Source organism: Fibrobacter sp. UWS1, assembly GCF_002300445.1.
GTDB lineage: Bacteria > Fibrobacterota > Fibrobacteria > Fibrobacterales > Fibrobacteraceae > Hallerella > Hallerella intestinalis.
This window is the reverse complement of record NZ_NSGW01000001.1, coordinates 756,342-781,437: the sequence shown is the minus strand read 5'-3', so window position 1 is coordinate 781,437 and position 25,096 is coordinate 756,342. Positions and strand designations below refer to the sequence as shown.

At 49.5% G+C, this 25,096-nt stretch carries 20 protein-coding genes and 1 tRNA gene; 11 read left to right on the top strand and 10 right to left on the bottom strand.

Annotated features, from left to right (window positions below; genetic code table 11):
* Positions 1–239: 239 nt before the first annotated feature.
* Positions 240–2,549, bottom strand: a complete 2,310-nt coding sequence (locus BGX14_RS03265; RefSeq protein ID WP_073303627.1) for a penicillin-binding protein 1A — start codon at positions 2,547–2,549, stop codon at positions 240–242.
* Positions 2,550–2,637: 88 nt separating this feature from the next.
* On the opposite strand from BGX14_RS03265, the gene BGX14_RS03260 reads away from it, so the two are divergent.
* From BGX14_RS03260 to BGX14_RS03240, 5 genes are all read left to right on the top strand, one after another.
* Entirely contained in the window at positions 2,638–3,540 is a 903-nt protein-coding gene (locus tag BGX14_RS03260; RefSeq protein WP_073303625.1) for a hypothetical protein, read from the top strand.
* A gap of 68 nt (positions 3,541–3,608) precedes the next feature.
* Positions 3,609–3,682, top strand: a tRNA-Arg gene (locus BGX14_RS03255).
* A gap of 145 nt (positions 3,683–3,827) precedes the next feature.
* Positions 3,828–5,129 (top strand): PD40 domain-containing protein, encoded by a 1,302-nt coding sequence (locus BGX14_RS03250; RefSeq protein WP_095879043.1) that lies wholly within the window; start codon positions 3,828–3,830, stop codon positions 5,127–5,129.
* Positions 5,130–5,133: 4 nt separating this feature from the next.
* Positions 5,134–5,721 (top strand): OmpA family protein, encoded by a 588-nt coding sequence (locus BGX14_RS03245; protein WP_073303621.1) that lies wholly within the window; start codon positions 5,134–5,136, stop codon positions 5,719–5,721.
* Between the two features lie 33 nt (positions 5,722–5,754).
* Positions 5,755–6,705 (top strand): tol-pal system YbgF family protein, encoded by a 951-nt coding sequence (locus tag BGX14_RS03240; protein WP_143394106.1) that lies wholly within the window; start codon positions 5,755–5,757, stop codon positions 6,703–6,705.
* A gap of 302 nt (positions 6,706–7,007) precedes the next feature.
* Here the strand turns inward: BGX14_RS03240 and argF are convergent, their stop codons facing one another.
* The 5 genes from argF to BGX14_RS03215 form a co-directional block, all read right to left on the bottom strand.
* Positions 7,008–7,964 carry an ornithine carbamoyltransferase gene (gene argF, locus BGX14_RS03235; RefSeq protein ID WP_095879041.1) on the bottom strand — a complete coding sequence of 319 codons (957 nt, stop codon included), beginning with the start codon at positions 7,962–7,964 and terminating at the stop codon, positions 7,008–7,010.
* A 363-nt stretch (positions 7,965–8,327) separates the two neighbouring features.
* Positions 8,328–9,131 carry an HAD-IIA family hydrolase gene (locus BGX14_RS03230; RefSeq protein WP_158223214.1) on the bottom strand — a complete coding sequence of 268 codons (804 nt, stop codon included), beginning with the start codon at positions 9,129–9,131 and terminating at the stop codon, positions 8,328–8,330.
* Positions 9,132–9,303: 172 nt separating this feature from the next.
* On the bottom strand, positions 9,304–10,578 hold the full coding sequence (locus BGX14_RS03225) for a hypothetical protein (protein ID WP_073303613.1): 1,275 nt from the start codon (positions 10,576–10,578) through the stop codon (positions 9,304–9,306).
* Positions 10,559–11,179, bottom strand: a complete 621-nt coding sequence (locus tag BGX14_RS03220; RefSeq protein WP_095879767.1) for a hypothetical protein — start codon at positions 11,177–11,179, stop codon at positions 10,559–10,561. The genes BGX14_RS03225 and BGX14_RS03220 overlap by 20 nt, the downstream gene beginning before the upstream one ends.
* Entirely contained in the window at positions 11,179–12,072 is an 894-nt protein-coding gene (locus BGX14_RS03215) for an aspartoacylase (RefSeq protein ID WP_078776187.1), read from the bottom strand. The genes BGX14_RS03220 and BGX14_RS03215 overlap by 1 nt, the downstream gene beginning before the upstream one ends.
* A 74-nt stretch (positions 12,073–12,146) precedes the next feature.
* Between BGX14_RS03215 and dusA the strand changes: the two genes are divergently transcribed.
* The gene (gene dusA, locus BGX14_RS03210; protein WP_233126385.1) at positions 12,147–13,232 is read left to right on the top strand and encodes a tRNA dihydrouridine(20/20a) synthase DusA; all 1,086 of its coding nucleotides are present in this window, start codon (positions 12,147–12,149) and stop codon (positions 13,230–13,232) included.
* A 687-nt stretch (positions 13,233–13,919) separates the two neighbouring features.
* Here the strand turns inward: dusA and BGX14_RS03205 are convergent.
* From BGX14_RS03205 to BGX14_RS03195, 3 genes are read right to left on the bottom strand one after another with little or no spacing between them, the layout of a single operon-like run.
* Positions 13,920–14,537: a Spy/CpxP family protein refolding chaperone gene (locus tag BGX14_RS03205; protein WP_095879039.1), complete on the bottom strand. Its 618-nt coding sequence runs from the start codon at positions 14,535–14,537 to the stop codon at positions 13,920–13,922.
* A gap of 4 nt (positions 14,538–14,541) precedes the next feature.
* Entirely contained in the window at positions 14,542–14,868 is a 327-nt protein-coding gene (locus BGX14_RS03200; protein WP_073303606.1) for a hypothetical protein, read from the bottom strand.
* The gene (locus tag BGX14_RS03195) at positions 14,861–15,406 is read right to left on the bottom strand and encodes an RNA polymerase sigma factor (RefSeq protein WP_073303731.1); all 546 of its coding nucleotides are present in this window, start codon (positions 15,404–15,406) and stop codon (positions 14,861–14,863) included. The genes BGX14_RS03200 and BGX14_RS03195 overlap by 8 nt, the downstream gene beginning before the upstream one ends.
* 202 nt (positions 15,407–15,608) lie before the next feature.
* Between BGX14_RS03195 and metH the strand changes: the two genes are divergently transcribed.
* Complete coding sequence (gene metH, locus BGX14_RS03190; protein WP_158223213.1) at positions 15,609–18,392, top strand: methionine synthase; 2,784 nt, start codon at positions 15,609–15,611, stop codon at positions 18,390–18,392.
* A gap of 23 nt (positions 18,393–18,415) precedes the next feature.
* Entirely contained in the window at positions 18,416–19,558 is a 1,143-nt protein-coding gene (gene tgt, locus BGX14_RS03185) for a tRNA guanosine(34) transglycosylase Tgt (protein ID WP_095879037.1), read from the top strand.
* A gap of 268 nt (positions 19,559–19,826) precedes the next feature.
* Here the strand turns inward: tgt and rsmG are convergent, their stop codons facing one another.
* Positions 19,827–20,531 (bottom strand): 16S rRNA (guanine(527)-N(7))-methyltransferase RsmG, encoded by a 705-nt coding sequence (rsmG, locus tag BGX14_RS03180; RefSeq protein WP_083545736.1) that lies wholly within the window; start codon positions 20,529–20,531, stop codon positions 19,827–19,829.
* A 92-nt stretch (positions 20,532–20,623) separates the two neighbouring features.
* Here rsmG and BGX14_RS03175 point away from each other — a divergent pair, with 92 nt between their 5' ends.
* The 3 genes from BGX14_RS03175 to BGX14_RS16260 all read left to right on the top strand — a co-directional run bounded on the left by BGX14_RS03175 (position 20,624) and on the right by BGX14_RS16260 (position 25,067).
* Positions 20,624–21,982, top strand: coding sequence for a hypothetical protein (locus BGX14_RS03175; RefSeq protein WP_143394105.1), 1,359 nt, complete (start codon positions 20,624–20,626; stop codon positions 21,980–21,982).
* A gap of 218 nt (positions 21,983–22,200) precedes the next feature.
* Entirely contained in the window at positions 22,201–24,780 is a 2,580-nt protein-coding gene (locus tag BGX14_RS03170; RefSeq protein ID WP_158223212.1) for an Rpn family recombination-promoting nuclease/putative transposase, read from the top strand.
* 164 nt (positions 24,781–24,944) lie between these two features.
* Positions 24,945–25,067 carry a hypothetical protein gene (locus BGX14_RS16260; protein ID WP_255404473.1) on the top strand — a complete coding sequence of 41 codons (123 nt, stop codon included), beginning with the start codon at positions 24,945–24,947 and terminating at the stop codon, positions 25,065–25,067.
* Positions 25,068–25,096 lie beyond the last annotated feature (29 nt).

The following is a 25,096-nucleotide window of genomic DNA, read 5'->3' as shown; positions in this document are numbered from 1 at the left end:
AAAAAATTATTTGAGGGAATTTGGAGGAAGATTGTATATAATTCCCAAATTTTTGGTCGCCTCTAAAAATTCATTTTCAAAAAATCGGCTGCACGAGAGGCTTGTTGTTAGTTGTCAGTTATAGTTATTAGTTATCAGTTGCGAGTTCGTGCGCGGATTTGCCTTCTCCCCCCAATGGGGAGTGGCTGTGCTCCAGAAAGGGAAATAAGGGATGCCCGGTAAAATTTCCCGGGCGAAAATCAGAACATCTGCCGGGTTTTCTTTTTGGGCGGAGGCGCGTCCTTTTCTTTTTTCGATTTGGCTTTCATGGAGCCTTCGGCAGAGGTTTTGCTGGAGAAAAGCGTTGCGTCGTCCGCGGATTTTTTGCCGGAAATATGGGTGCCATCGCAGGATTCCGTTGGAACGTGTCCCGCGGAATAGAGGCAATAGGATGTGGTTCCGCAAAATTCTCCGGCGATTTTTCCCGTGAAGTTGCACATTTTTTTGCTGACGACTCCCGGCTGCATTTTGAAATTCTGAATGGGGAGATCTTTGTGGAGTTCTTTCATGACTTCAATCCATGCAGGGAGAGGATCTTCGGAGCCGGTATGCCCGGGCCCCATAGGAGCGGGGGAGTCGGTTCCCACCCAGATGCCGAGGGTGTAGTAATGCGTAAATCCGATGTACCAGGCGTCGGTGTAATTGTTTGTCGTGCCCGTCTTGCCGCCGCTCGGGTGGCGGAATCCGCTGGCGCCGACACGTGCCGCCGTGCCGTGGATATTGACATCCTTGAGCATATCGACCATAATGTAGGCACTGGCGGGTTTTAGTACTGATTTCTCTTCGCTCTTGTGCTTTTCGACGATGTTCCCGGCTTTATCGACGATGGAATCGATCATGTAGGGCTCTATCCGCACGCCGCCATTGGGGAAGACCGTATAGGCGGAAGTCATTTCCATTAGAGTGCTGCCGATGGAACCCAGAGCAAGACTGGGAACGGGTTGCAGCGGAGCTTTGCGGATGCCGAACTTGCGGGCGTAGTTTACCACGTTGGGAAGTCCGTATTTGATGCCGGTCAGCACCGCGGGAAGGTTCATGGAGCGGTAGAGCGCACGGCGTAAGGTCATCATTCCTTCAAATTCTTTGTCAAAATTGGCGGGGCGCCACGTTTTGGACGGATCCTTTTCGTCTTCGATGGTGACGGGCTGATCGTTGATGGAATCGCAGGGGGAAGCTCCCGATTCAACTGCCGTCGCATAAACGATGGGTTTGAAAGAAGAACCCGGTTGGCGAAGGGATTGCACCGCCCGGTTCCAGCGGGATTCGTTAAAGTCGTTTCCGCCGACCATCGCCCGAATGGCTCCGGTTCCGTTTTCAATAAGAATCATGGCCATCTGCGGGGCGTGGTAACGCGAAGAATCCGGATAGCGCCATTTGGAAACATCCGAAGCGGTGTCCTTGGCGAGGTAGTCTTTTTTGAAGAGCGCGTAAATGCTGTCGAAATGGGCGACGACGGAGTCCGCGGGAAGGTTGTATTTGGAAGAAAGTCCGAGTTTCCAGACGGCTCGCGCTTGAAGACGCTTGCGGACGCGTTCGATATGTTTCTTTTCGACTTGTTCGGCAAAGGCCTGGATTTGCGGATCGATGGTGCTGTAGATATTCACGCCGTCGGCATAGAGGGATTTCTGCCCGTATTTGTTTTCCATGAATTTACGGATTTCTTCATAGAAGTAGAGCCCGGATCCGTTTCCGACCTGGTGCTTTACCGTTTTGACGGGTTCCTGGATGTAACGCTTATAGTCGTCTTTGGAAATGTAGCCTGCGCTGTACATGGCAAAAAGAACCGTATTGCGGCGTTCCGTGGCGACTTCGGGGTGGCGGTCGGGACGGTAGCCTTCGGGACGTTGGAGCATTCCGGCGAGAATGGCGTATTGCGGAATCGTCAAGCTGTCGAGAGGCTTGCCAAAGTAAAAATCGCTCGCCGCTTGAAACCCGTAGTTGCCGCCGCCGAGATAGACTTCGTTCATGTAGAATTCCAGAATTTCCCGCTTGGTGTATGTCTGCTCAATGCGAACCGCGGTCATCGCTTCCTTGATCTTTCGGGAAATTTTGCGCTCCGGCGTCAGGAAGAGGAGCTTGGAAAGCTGCTGTGTCAGGGTGGAAGCTCCGCGGATTTTGTCGCCTTTGGACACCGACTGCAAAACGGCTTTGGGAATGGCGAGAATGTTCAGCCCCCAGTGGCTGTAAAAATCGCGGTCTTCGGTTGCCATCACGGCGTTCATCGCCATGGGCGGAATGGAATCGATGGGCGTCCAGATTCTGCGCTCGACAAAAAATTCATGGACGGGGACGCTGTCCTTGTCATAGACCGTGGTGACGAGTTTCGGTTCGATGTCTTCGAGCTGCTCCAACGAAGGCAGCGTGGGAACCAGACTGGAAAAATACAGGTAGATGGCGATGAAAATGGCAATGCAGGGAATCAGGAAAATGCCCAACCAGAAAAAAACTTTTTTTCCGGGAGCGGGGAAAAAGCGGGAAAACAGCGAAGCAATCTTTTGAAATAGGTTCATTTTATCAAACAGTCAAGGATGGGGGTGGTAAAAAATTTGAATAAAATGTAATTTTATGCGGAAGAAAATTCAGATGGAGTTTTAGAAAATGCGTTCTTTTAAGCGTTGGATTCCGGTTGCGCTGGTATGTTCCCTTTTCGGTTTGTCTGCATGCGGGTCGGTGGATCACGACCCTCCTAAACTGGAAAGCGTTTTCGGTTCGGTTTCCCCCATGGACACGCTGGTCGCCGTCTTTGACAAGAGCATCGACGATTTTGATGAAGATCAGGTCTCTTCCAACGTGAAAATCTCCGTGGTCAAGCAAAAAGGGAAGAAAATTTTCATCGTCGGCGCCGAAGACACGGTGGCGGGCATTCCCAGGCTGCTTCCTGCCAGCGATTACGACACCCTCCGGTTTGAAAATCTGAAGGACGACGACGGCAACAAGAGCAAATTGCAGACGGTGACTTTTTCGACATACCCATTCCTCGACGGCGATGAATATGAAGGCTCCGACTGCTATTCCAACTCGAAGCCCAAGGATGCCGAAGTGCTGATGGATTCCTCGCTCCGATTCTACGACGGTTCTAAATTGACGAAGGGCATTACGGTGACGGGAATTCTCGGCGGACAGTACAGCAAGAATTGCGCAGATGGCGAGGATCTTTTCAAAATATATTTGAAAAAACGCGACACGGTTTCTGTCCGGCTTTCGGGACGGACTGCCTCCATACCGCTGGAACTGGCCGTTCTCGGTCCAGCCAAAATGAAGGACGCTCCCGCAGAATGTCAATTTGACAACGATGAATTTCTTACAGTCGATTTGGCAAATTTGAAAAAGAAAACGGCAATCGACACGACTTTCGGCATCGGGGATATCCACGAATGCGGAACGAATACGGTGACGGACTATCTGGCCTATTATATTGTGGTTCGCTATTCGGAGTCGATTTCGACAAAAGACCAGCTGCCGCAGCCCTATACCTTGACCGTGAGCATCGACCAGAAATAAAAATGCAAAAAAAGGATGAGAACCCCTTGACAAAAATCGCAGGAATTTTATATTTGGGTCGTTCCTTTGCGAATGTGGCGTAACTGGATAGCGCAACTGGCTACGAACCAGTAGGTTGCAGGTTCGAGTCCTGCCACTCGCACGAAAGCCTCGAGTTTTTCTCGGGGCTTTTCTTGTATTCTTTTGTTCTAGAATTACTGAAGAAGAATGCGAAAATTCGGCTTTGACGCTCGAGAGAACGGAAATTCCACTGTCGGGAAAATTCAAATTTTGTATTTTTGGAAAAGATGAAAAAACTAAAATTAGGGTTCGTCTTTTTGCTGGTCGCTCTGTCGGGCGCATTCGCCGCCATCGATACGATTTCTGTGGATGTCGGCGTTTCTTTGGAAAATACCATGCCGATTGGGCTGATTCCCTTTGAACAAAACGGACAATTTGAAGCGCTTTCTGCAAAGCCCGAAGAGATTTTAAAAAATGATTTTCATTTGTCGGGTCGTTTTGCCGTTGTGGAAAGCGAAAAATTCAAAATGGTCACTTTTGTCCGCGCCGGAGCCAAATTCTACGTTACCGGAAAAATCGAACAGATCGACGGTTCCAAAGTACGACTCTCGTGCTACCTTTATGCGACCCAGACCAAGGATTTGATTTTGGGCGAAGCCTATTCGGTTTCACAAAAGCAGGTTCGCGAAGCCCTGCACGACTTTACGGACAAAATGGTAAAACAGCTCTGGGGCGAATACGGAGTCGCTTCGACCTCTCTTGCCTGGGTTTCTAAAATTGACGGTGTGAAGCAGATAGTGGTCGCCGACTATGACGGTTACAATCGCCGCCAAATCACCCGCGACACGACAATCAGCATGATGCCGACTTGGACAAAGGACAACGGAGGAATTGTATTTGTCAGCTTTAGAAACGGCAAGGCGCAACTTTTTGAGCGTCGCTTGAATTCCTCTGCCGAGCGTCGTCTTTTTGCCGACAAGTCGCAGACTTTCAGCCCGGCAGTCAATCCGAAAACAGGCGAACTTCTGTTCGCTTCCATCAGCGGAAACAAGACGACTCTTTATTTGGGCGACCCGGAAACGGGAAAGAGCCGCAAGCTGCTGTATGGCCGATTTTCACAGGTGAGTCCTTCGTGGAGTCCGTTCGGAACAGAAATTTTATACACGAGCGATCGGGGCGGCAGACCGCAGATTTTTGCGATGGGCAAGGATGGAAGCGATGTGCGCCGCGTGACCTTTATGGGAAATTATAATGAACGGGCTTCCTGGAGTCCTTCGGGCGACCGCATTGTTTACACGTCGATGGACGGCGGAAAAATGAATATTTACACCTGCGCTTTGGATGGCTCCGACATTGTCCAGCTGACCAGCAACGCCGGCAACAATGAACACCCGACCTGGTCTCCCGACGGAATGCTCATCGCTTTTTCGAGCGACCGTTCCGGTTCTTACCAGATTTACGTGATGCGTAAAGATGGAACGAACGTAACCCGGATTACGAATGGCGGAGAAAACACTTCTCCAACGTGGTCGTGGTATTCCCCGGAAAAACAAAAACAGATTTCACAACAAAACGAAGAAGGATGGTAGAACAATGAAACAGTTTATGATGCTTGCGCTTTCGGCTGCTGCGGTTTTTGCGGTCGTTGCCTGCTCCAAAAACAAGCCGCCCGTAAATCCGGTCGTCAAGGAAGAACCGGCTGCTGTTGCGGCATCCCCGAATGCGGATTCGCTCGCGAAAGCAAAGGCGGATTCGATTGAAAAAGCGCGTTTGGAATCGGAGCGTCTGGAGGCAGAACGCCTAGAAGCGGAACGTGCTCGCGTGGAAAAACTTTTTAATGAATTGATGTCCGAAGACGTTTATTTCGATTTCGACAAGTCTGAACTTACAGAAAAGGCGAAGGAAATTTTGACGCAGGTCGGCGACATCCTGTTGAAGGAATCCCGTTTTGTCATTGTCGTTGAAGGGCACACGGACGCGCGCGGAACGGAAGATTACAACATGACACTCGGCAGCAAGCGCGCCATGAAAGTCAAAGAATTTTTGAGTGCCTATGGCGTGGGCGACGATCGCATGGAAACCGTGAGCTATGGCAAGGAAAAGCCGAAGGTTGCCGGTCAGACCGAAGAAGCTTTTGCCCAGAATCGCCGTGCCAATTTTAAAGTCAATATCAAAAAGTAATTGCGTCGTCATTTTGGCGAATTAGAGGGTTTTATGAAACGTCTGATTTTTGGTTCCTTGTTTTGCGCATTCGCTCTTACAGCGTGTTCCAGCGTGACTCTTCTCCGAACCAAGGAGATGCAAGCGGTTGGCGATGACGTGAAAAAGGATGTCAGGCAGGAAGTGGCGGCATCTGTCGAAGCGAATAACGCTCGGATGGATTCGTTGCAGCGCATCATAGATTCCTTGAACCTTGTGCAAAAAAGGATGAAAGTCGAACTTGCGATGCTTTCTTCCAAGATTGCGGACATCAGCGATAAGAATGACAGTCATCATGAAGAACTGCTTTATCGGCTGGATATGCTTCTTGGCAAGTCGGACAAAATTCTTTCCAAGAAGGTTGTTGTTGGCGGGCAGACCGAAACGGTTCAGGCGGACAGTGCTGTCATTTCTGCAGAAAAAATGCAGGCTCTCGATTCGCTTTTCACCACGGCGCGCGCAGACTATCATAAAGGCGAAATCAAACTGGCGTATTCGGGTTTCAAACAGATTTACGAAGAATCGAAAACGGGAACCATTGCCAGCGAAGCTCTTTACTGGATGGGCGTCTGCCTTTCGGATGCCGGACAAACGGATAAGGCGAAAATCGTTTTTGCTCGGGAAATCAAGCAATTCCCGGAGGCTTCCAAAAGTTGTGCCGCTTTGATTAAATTGGCGAATATCGCTGGAGCGGAAGGCGACCAGAAATTGCAAAAGCAGTATCTGCAAAAAATTTTGGGAACCAAGGGCTGTTCGGATTCGAATGAATTCTTGCAGGCCGCAGAAATGCTGGAAACGATTTTGAATGGCGATACGGTTGAAGAGCCGCATCCTGTTGCGGATTCTTCGGCAAAGGCGCAAACGCAAATCCTCGATACAGATTCAACGGGTGCCGTTCCGGCTGCGGATACGCTTCCGAAAGTCCCGGTCTCGGATTCCTTCGCGACGGATTCTACTGCTTCGTAAAAATTCGTTTTTTTGAAAAAGGATGAAAGTCAAGTTTTCTTGGCTTTCATTTTTATTTGAAAGCGAAAATATTACAGAAAATAAAAACGGCGGCGTTTTTTTAATGGATTTTTCTTCGGCGAAAATCGGGGATGGCATGTTGTGAACGATAATCGGCGAACTCGTTCGCGATAATGCTTGCGTATAAATGTCGGCTATGGAATGAAATTGTTTTGTGAGCAATTCCTGAATGCTACCCGAAACTTTTGAATAAAAAAAACGTCTTCGCAAAGCGAAGGCGTTTTCCCGATAAAGATTTTGGATTAGGCTTTTCCCAAATCCGCTGTTGGCGTCATCAGTTGCCAAAGGACCGCTTTGTGCGCATGCAGACGGTTTTCGGCCTCTTCAAATGCCATATTGATTTTTGGATTGTCCATCACGGAATCCGTGATTTCTTCGCCGCGGTGCGCGGGAAGGCAGTGGCTAACCTTGCAATGCGATGGGGCAAACCGCAAAAGTTCGTCGTTAATCTGGAATGGGAGAAAGTGGCTTTGCTTGGCGGCTTTCTCGCCTTCCTGTCCCATGCTGACCCAAACATCGCTGTAAAGAATGTCGGCGTCCTTGACGGCTTCTTTCGGGTCGTGGAAAACGCGATATTGCCGTCCGCGTTTTTTCAAAAGCGGTTCCATTTCGCGGATGACGGCTTCGGGCTGCTCGTATCCTTGAGGGCAGGCGAGTGTGAAATTCATGCCCAGTTTTGCGCAAAGGACAAGGAACGAATTGGCGACATTGTTTCCGTCACCGATAAAAGCGACTGTCTTTCCGCTGAAGTCGCCGAGTTGTTCCCGAATGGTTTGGGCAAAGGCAAATGCTTGACAAGGATGCGAATCATCTGTGAGGGCGTTGATGATAGGAATGGATCCGTATTCGGCGAGCTTTTCGACAAGTTCCTGCTTGAAACAGCGCACGACCAGCGCATTTACCCAGCGGGAAAGGCAGGTGGCGACATCGTGGATGCTTTCGCGTTTGCCAAGTCCGATGGAATCGGGGGCAAGGAGAACGGCCGAACCACCGAGCTGGTGAATGCCGACTTGAAAGGTGGTAATCGTTCGCAAAGAGGGCTTTTCAAAGAACATTCCGATATTCTGCCCGTGAAAACGATCTGAAAATTGTCCATTGTGGACTTCTTTTTTGAGGCGAATAGCGATTTCGACCGTGTCGAGGATGCGTTCCTCGCTCCAGTCGGCGAGACGTAAAAGATGTTTATTTTTGTCGGTCATGTTCATCATCCTTTTCCGGCGTGCCGAAAAACAAAAAGAGCTGCCCAAAACCATTTGGACGGCATTGTTTCCCGGTGATGCGGGAGAGAAAGATACAATTTAATATATTTTTCTTGAACAAGAGTACTTTTGCTTTGTAAAATATGAAAATATAAGTGAGAAAAAGGTGGAATGGGAAATTTTTATATACAAAATTCTACCCGATTTATTTGCCTTTCGATTAGTTCGACAAACGGCTGCTGAGCTTGTCGAAGCACACTAACCGGCGGTCCCTGAGTTTATCGAAGGGCAGGGACCGGTTGCCGCACTTTCCCCTTGTCTCTGATCCCTAACCCCTTGTCCCTTTGCTGGAAAATTGTTCATCTAAGTCAAGTTCAAATAATATGTCGGTCGCAGATTCAAAAATTTTTCGTCGGCTTCCAGTTCGTCTGCGGGCTGATTTCTACCGATCAATAGAGCGGAATCGATTCCCGCATTCATCGCTCCTCCGCAATCCGTCGCCAGAGTGTCGCCAATCATCACGGTGCGCATAGGCTGGGGAAGAGTCGCAAGCGCTTTTTCGTAAATGCCTTTGAACGGCTTTCCTAAATAATAGGTTTGCGGCTTGGCTTCCAGATAAAGTTTGTGTGCAAAATAGCCAGAAACGCCTTCCCGGTTGTGTCCAATGCGTGGAGCCCAGGCGTCAGGATTCAGGACAATGAGTTTTGCATTCGGGCGTTTTAAAATTTCCAGAGCCCTGTCGAATACGGCGGGATCTTTGCTTTGCGAAGAGACGATGACCGTATTTTCCGAAGGGAATTCCGTCGCTCGGACGCCACCAGCGGTTAAATGTTCTAGGCCATCTTTTTTTCCGACGTAAAACGCTTCGTGTATGCCAATCTGTTGGGCGAAATCCGGAAAGAGAGTCCCCGACGAAATGATTTCCGATGGCGCAAAAGGAATGTTCATTTGATCCAGTTGGATCATCATTTTAGAAATGGACGAGGAGGCTGCATTGGTGACCAAGCGCATGGGCTTTCCGGAGCGTCGCACTTTTTCGTACATTTCCACAGCACCCGGATAGACGTAATTATCCCGACAATAGAAAGTGCCAAATGCGTCGAAGAAAAAAGCGTCATAATGCTCAACAAGAAAATCCAGATGGACTTGCTCAGTTTTGTTTGGCATGGGAACAAAACCGCCGACTTGGAAATAATGCCTGTATATTTCTCGTTCAAAAATTTCCATTAAGCAACCTCTAAAAATGGCTTGAGCAAAGAAAAATCGAGTGCGCTTTGACAGGTTCCGCAACTATGCGATATGGACTCTATTTTTGAAAGAGCGTTTTTTGAAGAGGCCATTATTGGGATTTCCTTTTAATTCCCCAGACCGCGGAAGAATTTTTTCCGTTATCGCTGCGCCAAAGGATTTTATCTTGATGTCGGATGGAAGAGGAATACTTGATGAGGTAAGCTCCTGTGGCGGCTTTTCGGCGGTTGCTGGCCAGTAGGTTCCACTTCAAAAAAAGGATCTGCTGCTTTTGTAGGCAATCTCCTCCTAGAAAACGCGTGTCGTTGCAACGGGTTTCGGAATGAACTCCCGTCACATATTCGCCTTGGGTTGTGTAGATTTGCAGGAAAATGGAGATCGCGATGTTTTCTGCGAAAACGGAATCGAGCAGGACGGACTCCTGAATAAAATGCCGAAATTCGTTTCCACCGAGTTTCAAGGCAACGCCTAGCTCTTGCGCATTGGGATGGATTTCGGTGGTGTCCGAAAAAATCCGTTCAAAAATCGGAACATTGCGCAGAGCTTCGCTTTCTTCAGGAATCGAAAGTGAATTTGTGTATAATTGAATGCTCGACAAACCGGAAATAACTGCAAAGGGAGAGGTTTCGGGAACGCTGTTTTGTAAAGAATCCCGCAAAGCTCCTGGGCGAATGCGCAAAGAGTCGCCGGCGCGGGGAAAATCTCCATTCGGGATTTCATTCCAGAGGACGAGGGTTCGGTTGTTTAACCATTTGGCAGTAGCAGGCAGGGCTTGAATTGCATCGGCACGCTTGAATTGCAGAATTTCCTTGTGACTGTCGTTTTCAAAAACGTCTTCCGTAAAGCGGACGAGCAGGGAGTCCTTTCCGTGGGCATGGCTTCGCAAGGTCGCTTGAAAAATATGAGGCGGCAGCGATTCGCGCATCAGCGCTTTCACACGGGTGGAATCGGTGTAGAGAATTTCTGCGTATCGGGATTTAGCGTCCAAATCGGTGCGTTCCAAAAGGATTCCCGTTTTTTGGGAAAAGTCCAGAAGAATCGAGTTGGCGTTTTCGGAGTCTTGAACGATTTCTTTTGGGGAAAAGAGGAACGCTTGGCTATTTCCTGCGGAATCCGGCCAGTAAAGGGTGACGCTTTGCAGGGCGGAGTCGATATATTCTGGGGAAAGGTTTCCGAGAAACGCGATTTTCGCATAATCCATTTTACCGTCGAAATTTCGGTCTTCAAAATAGTTCTGGGATGCGGACGGGGGAATCGGTTCTTGGATAAATGCCGCAAAAGACGATACGCTAAAGAATGCGCACCAAAGCAGTGCGAAATGGAAACGGCGAAAACCTTTACGGATGTCAGCTGTGGAGAATACCATAGTCCCGACCTTCGGTTGGAATAATCAGGCGCATCTCGGAAAGAATGCCAATCTTTTGGGCGAGAACGGTCTGGAAGTCTTCGCCGAGTTCCTCTTCTTCGTCCTGCTCCAGATTGTAGGCGTAGTAGCTGCCATCTCCAAAGAGAGTGAAACAGCAGTCCCAGTCGATTTTGGAGTTTTCATCGTCCATGCTTTCGAGCATCAAAATCGGCTGCGGGGCGGGAATAGGAGCTGCGTGTCCGTTTTCATAGAGAAAGTAGTTTTGCGAAATGAGCAGATGCTCCAAGGCCATGCTCGGTTTGGTATCGGCGAATTCGTTACGAAGTCGCCGGATGTTGCCCAAATCGTCTTCAAAGGGATCCTGAAAATCCGCCGGTAAAACGATTTGCCAATAATCGAATTTTTTTCCCGAAGCGTCAAAGCGGTCTTGCCATTCTTTGGGCGGCTCGGGCCGCATCATCAGAAAGTCTTCAAAACTGTCCAGAATTTCGTTGAATCGGGATTTGTAAGGCGATTTCTGTTGTGCTTCGATCAGGGCTTTCACCGACTGAATTTTTTCTTCGGTGGTCAAGATGCGCAGTTCTTCGTTTTGCTCTTCCATTACCATTCCTCGTTCGTTTTGGTGGTGAGGCTCATCGCTAATTTTTTTTCGTAGTAGGCGCTTTCGTGAATGAATATCGGAAAGACGGAAAATTCGCCCCTATAGGGAACATCCTCGCCGGAGAAGGTTTGGAAAAGCGGGTCGCCGGGCTTGACTTCCCGATAATCTCCGTTCAAAAGATTCGGATGCACCATGGCGGTGATTTCCCCGAATTTGTCGCGGGGGTAATCGATGTCTTGATATTGGGTATAGATGTCGATTTTTTTCTTGGGCTTCTGCTGCAAAATTCCCCGATTCCATTCTTCGGCGAGTTCCAAGTAGCGCAAAACAATTTTTTCGGTTTCAAAAAAGAGATGGGCGTTCAAGGAACCGTGAGGCTGGGGGCCGACTTCCAGACAAATGTCCGCTTTGGCAATCGTTCCAAAATAAGGCGATTCGCCCCGTTCTTCGGGTTGGTAATACAGAAACGCATGGGGGAATTCTTTCACGAGTTCGGCGCTTGCCCGCATGGTAAAAGGATCGCGTGCCGAAAGAATCAGGCAGATTCCCATATTTGACGTTGTATTGTGAACGTCAATAATCAAATCTGTTTTTGTATTGGGACCTTTGGGTCCGAAGCGTCCATTGAGTTCTTGCGCCCGGCGTATTTCGTAGCTATTGGGATTTTGCAAGGCGAGAAGTTTATTTGAAAAACTGCGATTGAGGTCTCTGTCGATGTAGCGGCGGCATACGGCGGAAGCTTCGATATTGGTATGCACAAGTTCGATATTTGCGGATGGGCATTTGCTTCGGTAAAAATTTTTGTCGGCAAGCCATTTCTGATAAATCTTGATGCCGGTCAGTTCGTTGCCGTGAGTTCCGCCGGCGATAACGATGTTCTTTATTTTGTCCATATCCTAAATATACTTGTTTTTGAAAAATCCGCCTTTTGCTTCTTGGCTTTTGAACGGAAAAAGGAAAATGGAAAATGGCGAATGGAAATGTCGAAAAAGGGAAAATCGGCGGGGACTTGTTTTTGTTGCAGGAAGCAAAAATGTTTTGCTTGTCGATTTGTAAATTTGGTCGCATGAAATTTTCGGATTTGCATTTCCACAGACGCTTGTCCATTGCTCCCATGCTGGACTTTACCGACAGGCATGAACGTTATTTTTTGCGTCTTCTTTCCAAGCAAGTTCTTTTTTACACCGAAATGATTGTTGCCAATGCGCTTTTGCATGCCAAACCGAAATTTTTAAAACATTCCCCCGAAGAAAATCCCGTGGCTGTGCAACTCGGAGGGAGCGATCCGAAAATGCTCGCGGAATGTGCGAAAATGGTGGAAGATGCCGGCTTTGATGAAGTGAATCTGAATTGCGGCTGTCCATCGGAACGGGTTCAGTGCGGTTCTTTCGGAGCGGTTCTGATGAAGCAAAAGGACAAGGTTGCCGAGTGTGTGCAGGCGATGCGGGCAAAGGTGAAAATACCGGTCACGGTCAAGACCCGGTTGGGAGTGGATGAATTTACGGATTATGCGTTTTTCAAGGATTTTGTGGAAACGGTGCATTCCGCGGGTTGCGATGCGTTTATTATTCATGCGAGAACGGCAAAACTGCGGGGATATTCTCCCAAAGAAAATCGGGAAAAACCGACGATTTGTTATGAATCGGTTTATCGTTTGAAAACGGAACATCCCGATTGGAATGTCAGTGTGAATGGCGATGTGAAAACTCTGGATCAGGTGAAATCGCATTTGCAGCATGTTGATGGTGTGATGATGGGGCGAGCGGTCTATGCGAATCCGTGGATTCTTCGCTCGGCGGATTCGGAAATTTTTGGCAAAGATGATGCGGCGCCTGCAACGCGCAAAGAGCTTTTGGAACAATTCTTGCCTTATATGGAAAAAGAGCTTGCGGAAGGTTGCCCGCTGACGATTCTTGTCAAACATCTTTTTGGCCTTTTTGCGGGAATTCCTGGAGGAAAAAAATTCCGGCAGATTCTTTCGGAAGGAGCGTCAAATTCGGGTGCTGGCATAGAGCTTGTGAAAAAAGCGATGGCGGAAGTTTCGGAAGTGTAGATTTTGTCGCTATGTTGCCGTCTTGGCAAGCGTTTTTTTCTTCGGTATTGAAAGATGTTTTTCTTTATGGCGAAACCATTGTTTTAGCGAAGAATAGAATGTTTTTTCCTGCTGGGCTTCTGTTCACAAGGCGACTTTTCTTTCGCAGAATGAATGTTTTTACAAAGGAAATTTTTTTCTTGTAAAGCAAAAGGGAATTGCCTCTCCATGAGTCTTAATAGCTTTGCTGTCTTGGACGAAATGAGATGTTTAGGGAAATGATTTTTTCCATCATAGCGATTGCTTCGTCAGAGAGGAATATTTCTTTCTCAAGGTGAATTCCTCTTTCACAATGAGGATTTCTCTCGCTGGCTGCGAGATGCTTCGCTTGCCCTGCTATTCTTTAGTGTAGAATAGCGGAAAGAATTTCTCTTGTTTGAAAAGCGATGCAGCGAGAATTGCTTGACATTCAAAATGGCTTGCCTTTTTCAGAAATTCGTACAAATGAATGATAGGCACTTTGAATTTCATTGCAGCTTTGAATACCATTTAAAATAGCGCAGACCTCCGAAGAGGTCTGCGCTATTGGGGTATGGAGGAAATCAATTATGTCTCTAATATAACAATTATCGAAAGGTTTGTAAACCAAAACTGCTGCATATTTTCCTGTTAAAGAACTTTTGTTTTACTAACAGGTGATGAAAGTCACTAAAATCCATTTTGTGGCTTTCTCGCTTCGCCGTGATTTCCGGGGCCTTTATGATGGAGAACATGCGGAGGCATTTCATCTTTTTTATTGCACTGCTCGGGAAAATGTGGCGTTGGCCACTTTCCTTGAAATTCTTTTTGCAAGTCTTTGAAGTGCGTTATTTGTTCCGAAGTTAGCACGCTTTTGAAAAAATGAATGTATTTAATTCTTTCGTCAAGGCGTTTTTCATTTAACAGCAACAATTCCGCTCGTACCGATTGCAGCTCCGCTTCGTCCATCACGGTGGACTTTAGAATGTCGTGCAGCCGTATTTCGGCGGCGTGGATTTTTTCTCGCATATCCCGGCGCAAAAATCTGTTGCTTTGATTGAAAGAATCCAGTTTGGCGATTTGTTTGGGGGAAAGGCCCAGAGCCGAGTCTATCGCCCGTTTAAAACGGTCGTTTTTAAAGTTTTTGGCGGAATAATTTTGAGACTCTTCGGGTCGGTTGTCGATTTCTTCTGGTGCCGTCGCCAGTTTTAGGGGATTCTTGCAAAAGACGGTTGTTCCGGCAAAGAAGCCGATAGCGAAGGCGAGAATCAGACCGCAGATGAGAATGGAAATGTAACTTTTAGACATGGATTTATTCTCCTGTCGAGTAGTAGGTGTCAAAGGCTGTTGCAAAAGTGCTTACGGATTCCCCGGAACCCAGCGAAGAATACCAGGCCGCCGAATTGAGTACGGTGTCTGTATAATCGCTTTCCGATGAAGCCAGAGAATGGTTCACACCGAAGAAGCAGGCTCCGGCGACAAGCAGGGCGCTTGCAGCCAAAGCGGCGGAAGAAAACCAGCGAAATCGGATGAAGCGTTCCTTTTCTTTTTTTTCCTGTATTCGGGCGACTACTTTTTCCCAGGAATCTTTTCTGGGTTGAAGAAGAACCGCTTTTGAAAAATCGATTTGTTCATGCATAGGATTTCTCCTTTTTCAAAAAGTCGCGGACTTGGGTGCGGCTTCTGGATAGGCGGGCTTTGAGGGTGCCCTCCGGAGCTTGGAAAATTTGCGAAAGGGTCTTGAGGTCAAAACCTTCGGCGTCTTTGAGCCAGAGCAGGCTGCGTTGTTCCTGCGTTAAAACGGAAAGGCCGTAAAAAAGGGAATCTTTAGCTAGGCGGGAGCTTTCGGAAGCGGATTCTCCAAAGGAAGATTCGTGAATTTCGTTCCGCTGCGTTTTTTCGATGCGCAGATGTACTTTTTCTTTGCGGATTTTCATGAGGCAGGCGTTTTTGGTCAGCGCATAAATCCATGTAGAAAGCGAGGATTCGCCTCGAAAGTTTTGGATCGCGTCGGGAATCTGGACGAAAATGTCCATCAGAATGTCTTCTGCCAGGTCTCTGTCCAGCAGCATGCGGAACGAGAGATTCAGAACATGGGAACTGTAGTTTTCCCAGAGCTCTTTCAGGGCGTCTAAATTTCCTTTTTGGAGTTTTTTGACAATCTCTTTTTCGTTCATTTCTCTGCTTGGATGTTCGGCGGTTGCCTTTGGTTGCAAATTATTAAAGCTGGCTCCTAAAAATAGCTTTGATGAATGCTTCGACAACCGGTCCCTGAGTTTATCGAAGGGCAGCAACCAAATCTTGCCAATCGGTGAAAAAAGGAAAACATTGCTATCTTTTATGCGGATATTTGAAAATACGCATAAAAAAGAGGTCGAAATGTCCCTGCCGTTTTCTGAATCTTACAAGGAATTGCTCGCTGCGTCTGAAAATCGCATTTTGATTTTGGACGGAGGCTTTGGTACGATGCTTCAGCGGCTCAAGCTTTCCGAAGCGGATTTCCGGGGTGCGCGCTTTTTAGATGCGGATAAGGAACTGAAGGGAAATAACGACGTTCTTTCGCTTACTTGCCCGGATAAAGTGGAATGGGTGCATCATGAATATCTGAAAGCGGGCGCGGATATTATCGAAACCAATTCGTTTGGAGCGTCGCCGATAGGACAGCGCGAATATGGCTTGGGAAATGTGGCTTATGAAATGGCGAAAACGGCTGCGGAAGTGGCATGCCGGGCCGTTGCTTTAAAAAAACAAGAAGAACTGGATGCGGGCGAGACGCCGAAACGTCGTTTTGTCGCGGGTTCCTTGGGACCGACTTCCAAGACGGCAAGCATGAGTCCGGATGTAGCGGATCCTGCGGCGCGGGCGGTGACTTTCCGGGAACTTTCGGACTCCTATCGGGTGGCGGTGAACGGTCTTTTGGACGGTGGCGCCGACATTTTGCTGGTGGAAACCGTTTTTGATACGCTGAACGCCAAAGCGGCTTTGTATGCCATTCAGCAAGTGTGCGATGAACGGGGGAAACTTTTCCCCATTATGGTTTCGGGAACAATTACCGACGCTTCGGGGCGGATTCTCTCTGGCCAGACGGCTAAGGCTTTTTGGCATTCGCTTTCGGGCTATCCGATTTTCAGCATCGGTTTCAATTGCGCTTTGGGAGCGAAGGACATGATTCCTCATTTGCGCGACATTCGGAATGCGCCGTTCCGTGTTTCCGTGCATCCGAATGCGGGACTTCCTAACCAGTTCGGCGGTTACGATGACTCGCCGGAGATGATGGGGGAGTGGATTTGCCGTTATGCGGAAGAGGGACTGGTCAATATCGTCGGCGGCTGCTGTGGAACGACGCCTGAACACATTCGGCATTTTGCGAAAATCCTCGATGGTCGCCGTCCTCGGCAAGTGCCCCCAAAATCCGGACATATACTGCTTTCGGGCTTGGACAGCTTGGAAGTGGCTCCGGACAGCCGCTTTGTGAATGTCGGCGAACGCTTGAATATCGCGGGATCGCGGAAATTTGCGAATTTGATTCGGGAAGGAAATTTTGCGGAAGCGGTAAACATCGGCGTGATGCAGGCGGAAAACGGTGCGCAGATTATCGACGTGAATTTGGACGACGGCATGATCGATTCCGAAAAGACAATGGTTCATTTTTTGAATCTTTTGATGTCGGAGCCGAATGTGGCGCGCTGCCCCATAATGATAGACAGTTCCCGTTGGAATGTCTTGCAGGCTGGCATGGAATGCGTTCAGGGCAAAGGCATTGTCAATTCGATAAGCTTGAAAGAAGGCGAGGAAAAATTCTTATATCGAGCAGAGCAGATTCGGCGGCGCGGCTTTGCCGTGGTCTGTATGGCGTTCGACGAAAATGGCCAGGCGACGACCTTTGAAAGGAAGCGGGATGTTTGCACGCGAATGTATCGTCTGCTGCGTGACAAGTTGGATTTTCCGCCCGAGGACATCCTTTTTGACCCGAATATTTTGACGATTGGAACCGGCATGGCGGAGCACGCGAATTATGCGAAGGATTATATTGAAACCTGCCGCTATATCAAGCAAAATCTGCCGTTTGCACACGTCGTCGGCGGTGTCAGCAATTTGAGCTTTGCGTTTAAGGGAAATAATTCCATCCGCGAAAGCATGCACTCCTGTTTCCTTTACCATGCGGGAAAAGCGGGAATGGATTTCGGCATTGTCAATGCGGGCGTTCTTCCTGTTTACGAAGATATTCCCGAAGAGGAACGGACGCTCATCGAAGACCTGATTTTTAACCGCCGGGAAGATGCGACGGATCGGCTTTTGGCTTATGCGGAAACGGTCAAAAATCGGAAGCTGTCGGGGAATGAAAATGCAGACGTTCTCGCTTGGAGAAAGGAACCGGTGGAAAGCCGTATTCGCCATGCGATGGTGAAAGGAATCGAAGAATTTATTGAAGCCGACGTGGAAGAATTGCGCCAGCAGATAGCGGAACCGGTTCAGGTGATTGAAGGCCCGCTGATGGACGGCATGAATGAAGTCGGAAAACTTTTTGGCGAAGGAAAAATGTTTTTGCCGCAGGTGGTGAAAAGCGCTCGCGTGATGAAGCGCGCCGTCGCTGTGCTGATGCCGTATATTCAGGCGGGGAAAAAATCCGGCGAAAGTTCTTGTGCGGGGAAAATTGTGATGGCGACCGTCAAAGGCGATGTGCATGATATTGGAAAAAATATCGTGAGCGTTGTACTCGCTTGTAATAATTATGAAATCATCGATTTGGGCGTGATGGTCCCTTGTGAAAAAATTGTGGAGGCCGTCAAAAAATACAAGCCGGATATGGTGGGACTTTCGGGATTGATTACGCCGAGTCTGGATGAAATGGTCAATGTCGCTAGAACGTTTAAAGCGGAAGGTTTGCAAACGCCGATTATGGTTGGCGGTGCTGCTGCTTCGGCGATTCATACGGCGGTTAAAATCGCTCCGGAATCCGATGCGCCGGTGATTTATTCGCGAGATGCGGGATCGAGTGCAAGCCTGATGGAGCGTTGGATAAATCTGAAAAAACGCCCCGATTTTTTGAAAGAGCTTTACACTTCGCAGGAAAACTTGCGCAAGGACAACAGCCGTTCTGAGAAATCGGTGAAGACGGTTTCGCTGGAAGAAGCCCGCGCGAATGCCCCGAGTCTTTTTTAATTCCAGCATGGAATTTATTTGCAATGAATCCTCCGTTTTTTGAATTGCTGCAGGTTTCCGAAAACTCCAAGGCCCGTCTGGGAAAAATTCGGACGGCGCATGGCGACGTGAGCACTCCCGTTTTCATGCCTGTGGGAACGAATGCGACAGTCAAAGGGCTTGCCGTTCGGGATTTGCGGGAAATGCAAGCCGAAATCATTTTGGCGAATACCTATCACCTGTATTTGCGACCGGGGACGCAGACGATTTGTGCAGCGGGCGGTGTTCAGCGTTTTATGGGATGGAATGCGCCAATGCTTACGGACAGCGGAGGATTTCAGGTTTGGAGTCTTAAGTGCTTTCGGAAAATTCATCCGGAAGGTGTCGCGTTTCGAAGCTATTTAGACGGTTCGTCCCATTTTTTTTCACCGGAAAGCGTGATGCTTGCGGAGCGTGAAATCGGTGCCGACATCATCATGGCTTTTGACGAATGTACGCCGTATCCCTGCTCGCAGGAAGAGGCGGAAAAATCGCTGGCCTATACGACGGACTGGACCCAAAAAGCCAAAGCCTGGCTGGATTTGCACCCGCCGCTTTTCGGCTATCCGCAGTATTTTTTTGGAATCGTTCAGGGCGGGATGTTTTTGGATTTGAGAAAAAAGGCAATAGAGGATTTGGTGAAAATCGATCCCGATGGTTATGCGATGGGTGGACTTTCTGTCGGGGAGCCTGCGGAAATGATGTATCGGGTCGCGGACTTTTGCACGGATTATTTGCCCAAGGATAAGCCACGCTATGTGATGGGAGTCGGGACGCCCTGGAATTTGTTGGAACTGATCCGGCGCGGAGTCGATATGTTCGATTGCATTTTGCCCGCCAAGCATGCTCAAGATGGTCTGGTCTATACGAGCCGCGGCATCTTGCGTTACAAAAGCGCGCGTTATGCAAAATCTTTTGATGCTCCGCTGGATCCGGAATGCGATTGCGCCTGTTGCCGCCATTATAGCAGAGGCTATCTTCGACATCTTTTTAAAACGAAAGAACCGCTGGGCTGGACGCTTTCTGCGATTCACAATCTGCATTTTTATGTTCGCCTGATGCAGCAAGCTCGTGCGCATATTTCCGCAAAGACTTTTGAAGAATGGTCTAGGGACGAATGCCAAAAATTGCAGCAGATTTGTTTGTGATGGCGCGGGTAGGCGTTTGAAAATGTGGAGCGGAAAAAAAGTTGCTAAACCCGCCGAAACATCCTCATTTTGAGGTTTATTTTTTCAAAATATTCAGGGAGTTCGCGGGTGAATGGAAAAACGTTCAAAATCTCGAGGCTGCTCGCCATTTACTCTTTTTTCAAAACATGAACTTCTTTTCTCAAGGAAAACTTTTTTCAAAGCCTGAATTTTTTTTCACAATAAGAATTTCTTCTCGCTGACAGCGAGATGCTTCGCCTGCCGCTTTCTACTCTTTTTCGAGAACGATCAGCGCCCTGTCCTGCGTACTTTGGGGAATCCGGTAAAAATACTTCCCGGCCAGTTTGAATCCAAAATCTTCGGGGTGGAGAGTCGCGAGTTCTTCTTGGACGGCGGGACCTTTCATAAAATAGGCCTTGCCTCCCGGAACCAGCGCTTTTTGGATGCGCGGAAGGGTCAGTTCGATTTTTTCAAATGCCCGGCTGATGACACCTTCGACGGGAAAAGTCAGGCTGCGACTGGTAACCTTGTGTCCGAAAACGTCGATTCCTTGGAGTCCGAGTTCTCGGATAACCAGATTTAAAAATTCGATGCGATTGGGGCGCGGTTCGCAAAGGGTCAGGCGGATTTCGGGATTGACCAATTTCAAGGGAATGCCCGGGAATCCGGCACCGCTGCCGACATCAATCATGCGCTTGGGCCACTTGGGAACGTAGGCGTTGATGAGAGTGCAATCCGCGTAGTGCCTTTCGACAATGGTTTCAAAGGCGTTCAGGCGAGTCAAATCCTGGTCTTTGTTGTGTTCCCGCAAAAGCTGGTGATAAGCCCAAAGCTGTTCGAGAGTTTCTTGCTGCAAAACGACGCCGTGGTATTCTAGAAGCTGTTTGAGCCCTTTGACGGACGGGGTCGCCCGTCTTCCTTGGAAAAGCGGAAAGTGGATGAGGGAGGGGCGTTTGGAAAATTTTTGCGGCATGGCGAAAAGGTAGAAAATTTGGGAATTTTTCCTGATTTCTTGTCCTTGTGCGTCTTTTTATGCGTGTTGGAATTTCAAAGAGGAGAAACGGGTTGATTCGAAGTCGGCAAAAACGGGCGTTCTTTTGGATTTTGGTCTTCTTGGCGGCTTGCGCTTGGGGGCGGGCTCGCGAAAATGTGACGGTAGAAGAAGCTTTTTGGGCTTATGACGACGGTCGAATCGGCTTGGACGAGTTGGAAGAGCTTCTGTTCTATGTGGAAAACGGTGATGTGCACGGCGCTTGCGAAGAATGGGAAGCACTCGGCGGGGATCCTTGCCGCAAAACGCTGGCGGAAAAAATGGAAGACTGGAAATGGCGGGGGAATCTTTCTTACGGGCTGTCGCTGGATTCGACGGGTTCTGTCCGAAATTCGCATTCCCGGATAGCCATCGGGCTTTTGCGATTCTCTTTGGAGATGCGTTTCAAATCGGAAAGCGGCGGGGATGTCCATCTGGAGCAATTTCGCCTTTTATATAAAGACCGCCGTTCTTTCAGCGTATTTGGGCATATCGTTGCGAGCGATGTGCGAAGCGCTGTCCCGTTGGAATCCCGCGTGGGGAATGTGTGGAGCGTGGGAACAAGGGATGCAGAAGCCGGAACGATTTTGCTGACGGATACGAGTGCGGGAATTCGTGCGGCGGTGGGAAGGGCGGAACGGTTGCAGTTTTTGGCGATGGGGCTTTTTTCGGCGCAGGGATTTCGCGATGCTTTCTTTCGGGTGAAGATGGATGCGGCGGATGTGCAGCTTTCCTATTCGTCGGGCTGGAGAACGCCTTTGCTTTATGCGTCGGCGCGAACTCCCCGAAATGCGCCGCTGCGATTTCGTTTTCGGGCGTACTTTCATCAAAATCCCGATTGGAGCGGCGTCTTTCGGATTCCCCAGATGGTCAAAAAAAATCGATTCTTTATTTATCTGGCCGGAGAGTATCCGTTGGCGTCTTGGGCGTTGCGTTTTTCGGAAAAAACGTCGGCACCGTTGGATTCTGGATTTGCCCGAAATGTTTTTGAAGTTTCGGCGCGGCGTTCAAACAAGGCGGCGGGTTTGGAAGCGGGCATGAAGTGGACCGTCGCCGGGGATTCGGCGGTGCCTGTGGTGTTTTTGCGCAGCGGTATTCGCCTTTTTGAAGCGGAAAGTCTTTTTTGCGAATGGCGGGAAACTCTTAAAATGCCGATTCGGGAAAGGCGTTATGAAATTCGACCGGGAATCCGGGTGGATGTGGGTGAAAATGTTTCGGCGATAGCTCGGCTGATTATTCGGGGACCTCGTTCTTTGCCTGTGGTTTTGCGGGAAGAAACCCAGATGCAAATTTTGCCAAAATTTTATGTGAAAAGCTTGATGGAATTGCGGGCGATGCGCTTGCGCCAATTGCATCTATGGCGACTTGGAGTGGAAGCGCATTGGAGTTTTTAGAGGTGGCCTAGAAGAATTTTTTGTTTTTCGCCCAGCCCCGCCGAAAAGCCCCGGCAATGAGCCCGTCCGGGCCGAATGCCGACCGAAAATGCCCCGATTTTGCCAGAGTTCACTTGCTTACAAAAAAAAACAACACTATTGATATGTTTTTCATAAGTAAACTGTTTTTAAAGGGAAAGTTGTACAAACTTCTGAGGAGGTCCCATGCTCGTTCAAAAATGCTTCGCCTGCCGTCCGCGATTCTGGCGGCAGCCGCTTTTGCCCTGCTTTCCCTCGCATTTTCCGCCTACGGCGACGATTCGTCCTGCTCTGGAAACGACGAAAAGGAGGAGGGCACTGTCGAAATCGTGGACGACCTGGGCAAGAGCCTTTCCGCCTTCGAAGGCGACACCTATTTCGTCAAGGAGAAGGATGGCTCCTACGTGTGCGAGTCCAGTCGCTGGGTTCCCATCCCGGGAGTGGGCGAGTGTACGGACTCGTTGGCGGCGGGCACGGTCCGCAAGGAGATCCACAAGGCGCTGGCCAATTACGGCGAGTCGCTGGTCTGCGCGGACAGTGCGTGGCGACCGGCCACCGACGTGGAAATCGCGCTGAAGAACGCCTGCGTGGAAAGTCTGGACGGCAAGTTCCGGAACGACTCCACGGACAAGAAGAAGGTCAAGCATTACGTTTGCGCCGGGAACCTCTGGCGTGAGGCGACGGATGTGGAACGGGCGGCCAACGCCCTTTGCACCAAAGGCAACGAGGCGTCCTTTGCCACGGACTCCAGCGACAAAAAGAATTTGAAGGTCTATGTGTGCAAGGAATCCCTCTGGCTGGAGGCTTCCGCCATTGAGCAGGCTGCGGGGAAGGTCTGCAACAAGAACGCCTACGGGCTTTTCGTGGCGGACTCGGCGGACAAGAAGCTCCCCCTCTTCGTGTGCAACGGCGAGATGTTCCTGCCGGCCACCGAAGCGGAACAGGTGACGCGTCTGATCTGCGACTCCACCTCCCGTGGGGACACGTTGAACTTCTGGGCCTGCGACGGCAGCGAATGGCAGAAGGACACCACTTCGACGCTCGGCGAGTGCACCGACAAGAATGAAGGCGACATCGAAGTCGAAAAGAACCCCTTCCGCATTTTCGGGCTTCACGCCACGGCGGGCGACTCCAGCTACGTGTGCGACGGCAGCCAGAAGAAGTGGCGGACGGCCACCCCGGGCGAGGCGGCGACGGGCAAGCTCTGCACGGAGAAGGTGGACGGCGACAATCTGAACTGGTTCGTGTGCCATGCGACGGAAAACGACTGGATGGCGGTCCTGACCAGCGGCCTCGGCAAATGCGACGCGGACTCCCTGGACTCCATCCGGACGGAACCCAACCCCAACCTGAAAAAGAAGGACAGCCTTTTCGTGTGCGTAAGCGACGGTGGCAGCTACGGCTGGAAGATTTTGGAAAAATCCCTGCTGGGTGAATGCGACTCCAAATTGCAGGACAGCGTGCGTGTGGAGACCACCCCGAACCTGAAGACCTTTGAAATTGAATTTGTATGTGATGCGTCCAAGTGGGAGAAGGCTTCCGGATACGAATTTGCCGACGGCATCCCCTGCACGGGCAACCTGAATGCGAAAGTGGTGGGGGATAAGCTCTGTCAGGACGGCAAGTGGCGAGACTCCACGGATTCCGAAATTGAAATGGGCGCCACCTGTAATTTCTTTTTGTTCTTTCTCATTGCAAAAATATTTTATGGAAAAAATTTTCCTAAAATCGCACGTTCGAGCGTTGTACATCATGGGCTTTCATTTGGGAAAGTCCACATTTCAACGAGGAAATCCATGAAAGAAAACAACGCTAACGCCCGCGCTGGACACGACTCCTATTTCCGCTCCGTCTTCAAGGCTCCCGACCGGGCTGCGGAACTTTTGCGCCTTGTCGCCCGCAACAACAGGAGCCTTTCCGAATTCCTAAAGACCGTGGACCTCTCGACCCTCACCGAAATCTCCGAATCCTTCAGCGACACGGAAAGCTTCGGCTACGCGGATCTGGCGTTCACCGTCAAGATCGCCGGGGACGGAAGCGGCGACCTCAAAGACGACGAGAAAACGAAACGCTCCGCTGATCTCTTGGTCGGCATCCTCGAGGAACACAAGTCCTCGAAAGACCCGAATGTCGTGGCGCAGCTCGTCAAGTACTGGTACCACATCATGGTCAAGAATCAAAGGAACATCCCCACCGTCGCCATCGTATTCTACAACGGCAAGGAACATTGGGAGCTGGACGTGCGAACCATGTTCCCGGACTACCCGGAATACTACCACCGCATCGGCCTGCCGTTCGTGCTTGAACTTGTGGACATCGGCGACAGTTTCAGCACAAACGAAATCCGGGACATCTCCCCGAAAATCGCGCTGGCACTCGTCGCGATGAAATACGTGTTCCACGGTGAAAAGATGCAGAGGCACCTGCGCACCGCCGTCAAGATGCTGAAGGAACTGCCCCGGGACGAAGCGGAGAATTTCCTCACGGAGACTTTTCTATATTTGAAGAAACTGCTCCCGAAAGAAGAGAAAGAGGAATTCAAAATGGACTTCATCAAGACATCCGAAGCCTACGGCTACGAGACCATCGCCGACGCCGAAGAGAAGGCCCTCGCCGCAAAATACGAGGAAGGCATCGGGATCGGCTTGGAAAGGGGACGGGAAGAGGGCGATTTAAATGCCCGCAGGGAAATGGCGAAAGCTCTTAAAAACAATGGCGCTTCTCTAGACCTTATCGCGAATGTTTCCTGCCTTTCTGAAGATGAAATCCAAAACTTGTAATTCCTATTTCCAACTTAGGCCTCGCTTTCTGCGGGGCTTTTCTCATAGGCACTCAGCTCTCTATTAAGCCGAAACTGCCCCGGGACGAAGCGGAGAATTTCCTCACGGAGACTTTTCTATATTTAAAGAAGCTGCTCCCGAAAGAAGAGAAAGAGGAATTCAAAATGGACTTCATCAAGACATCCGAAGCCTACGGCTACGAGACCATCGCTGACGCCGAAGAGAAGGCCCTCGCCGCAAAATACGAGGAAGGCCTCGGGATCGGCTTGGAAAGAGGACGTTCCTAGGGGAGCTTTGATGGCTAACAGAACGCCTC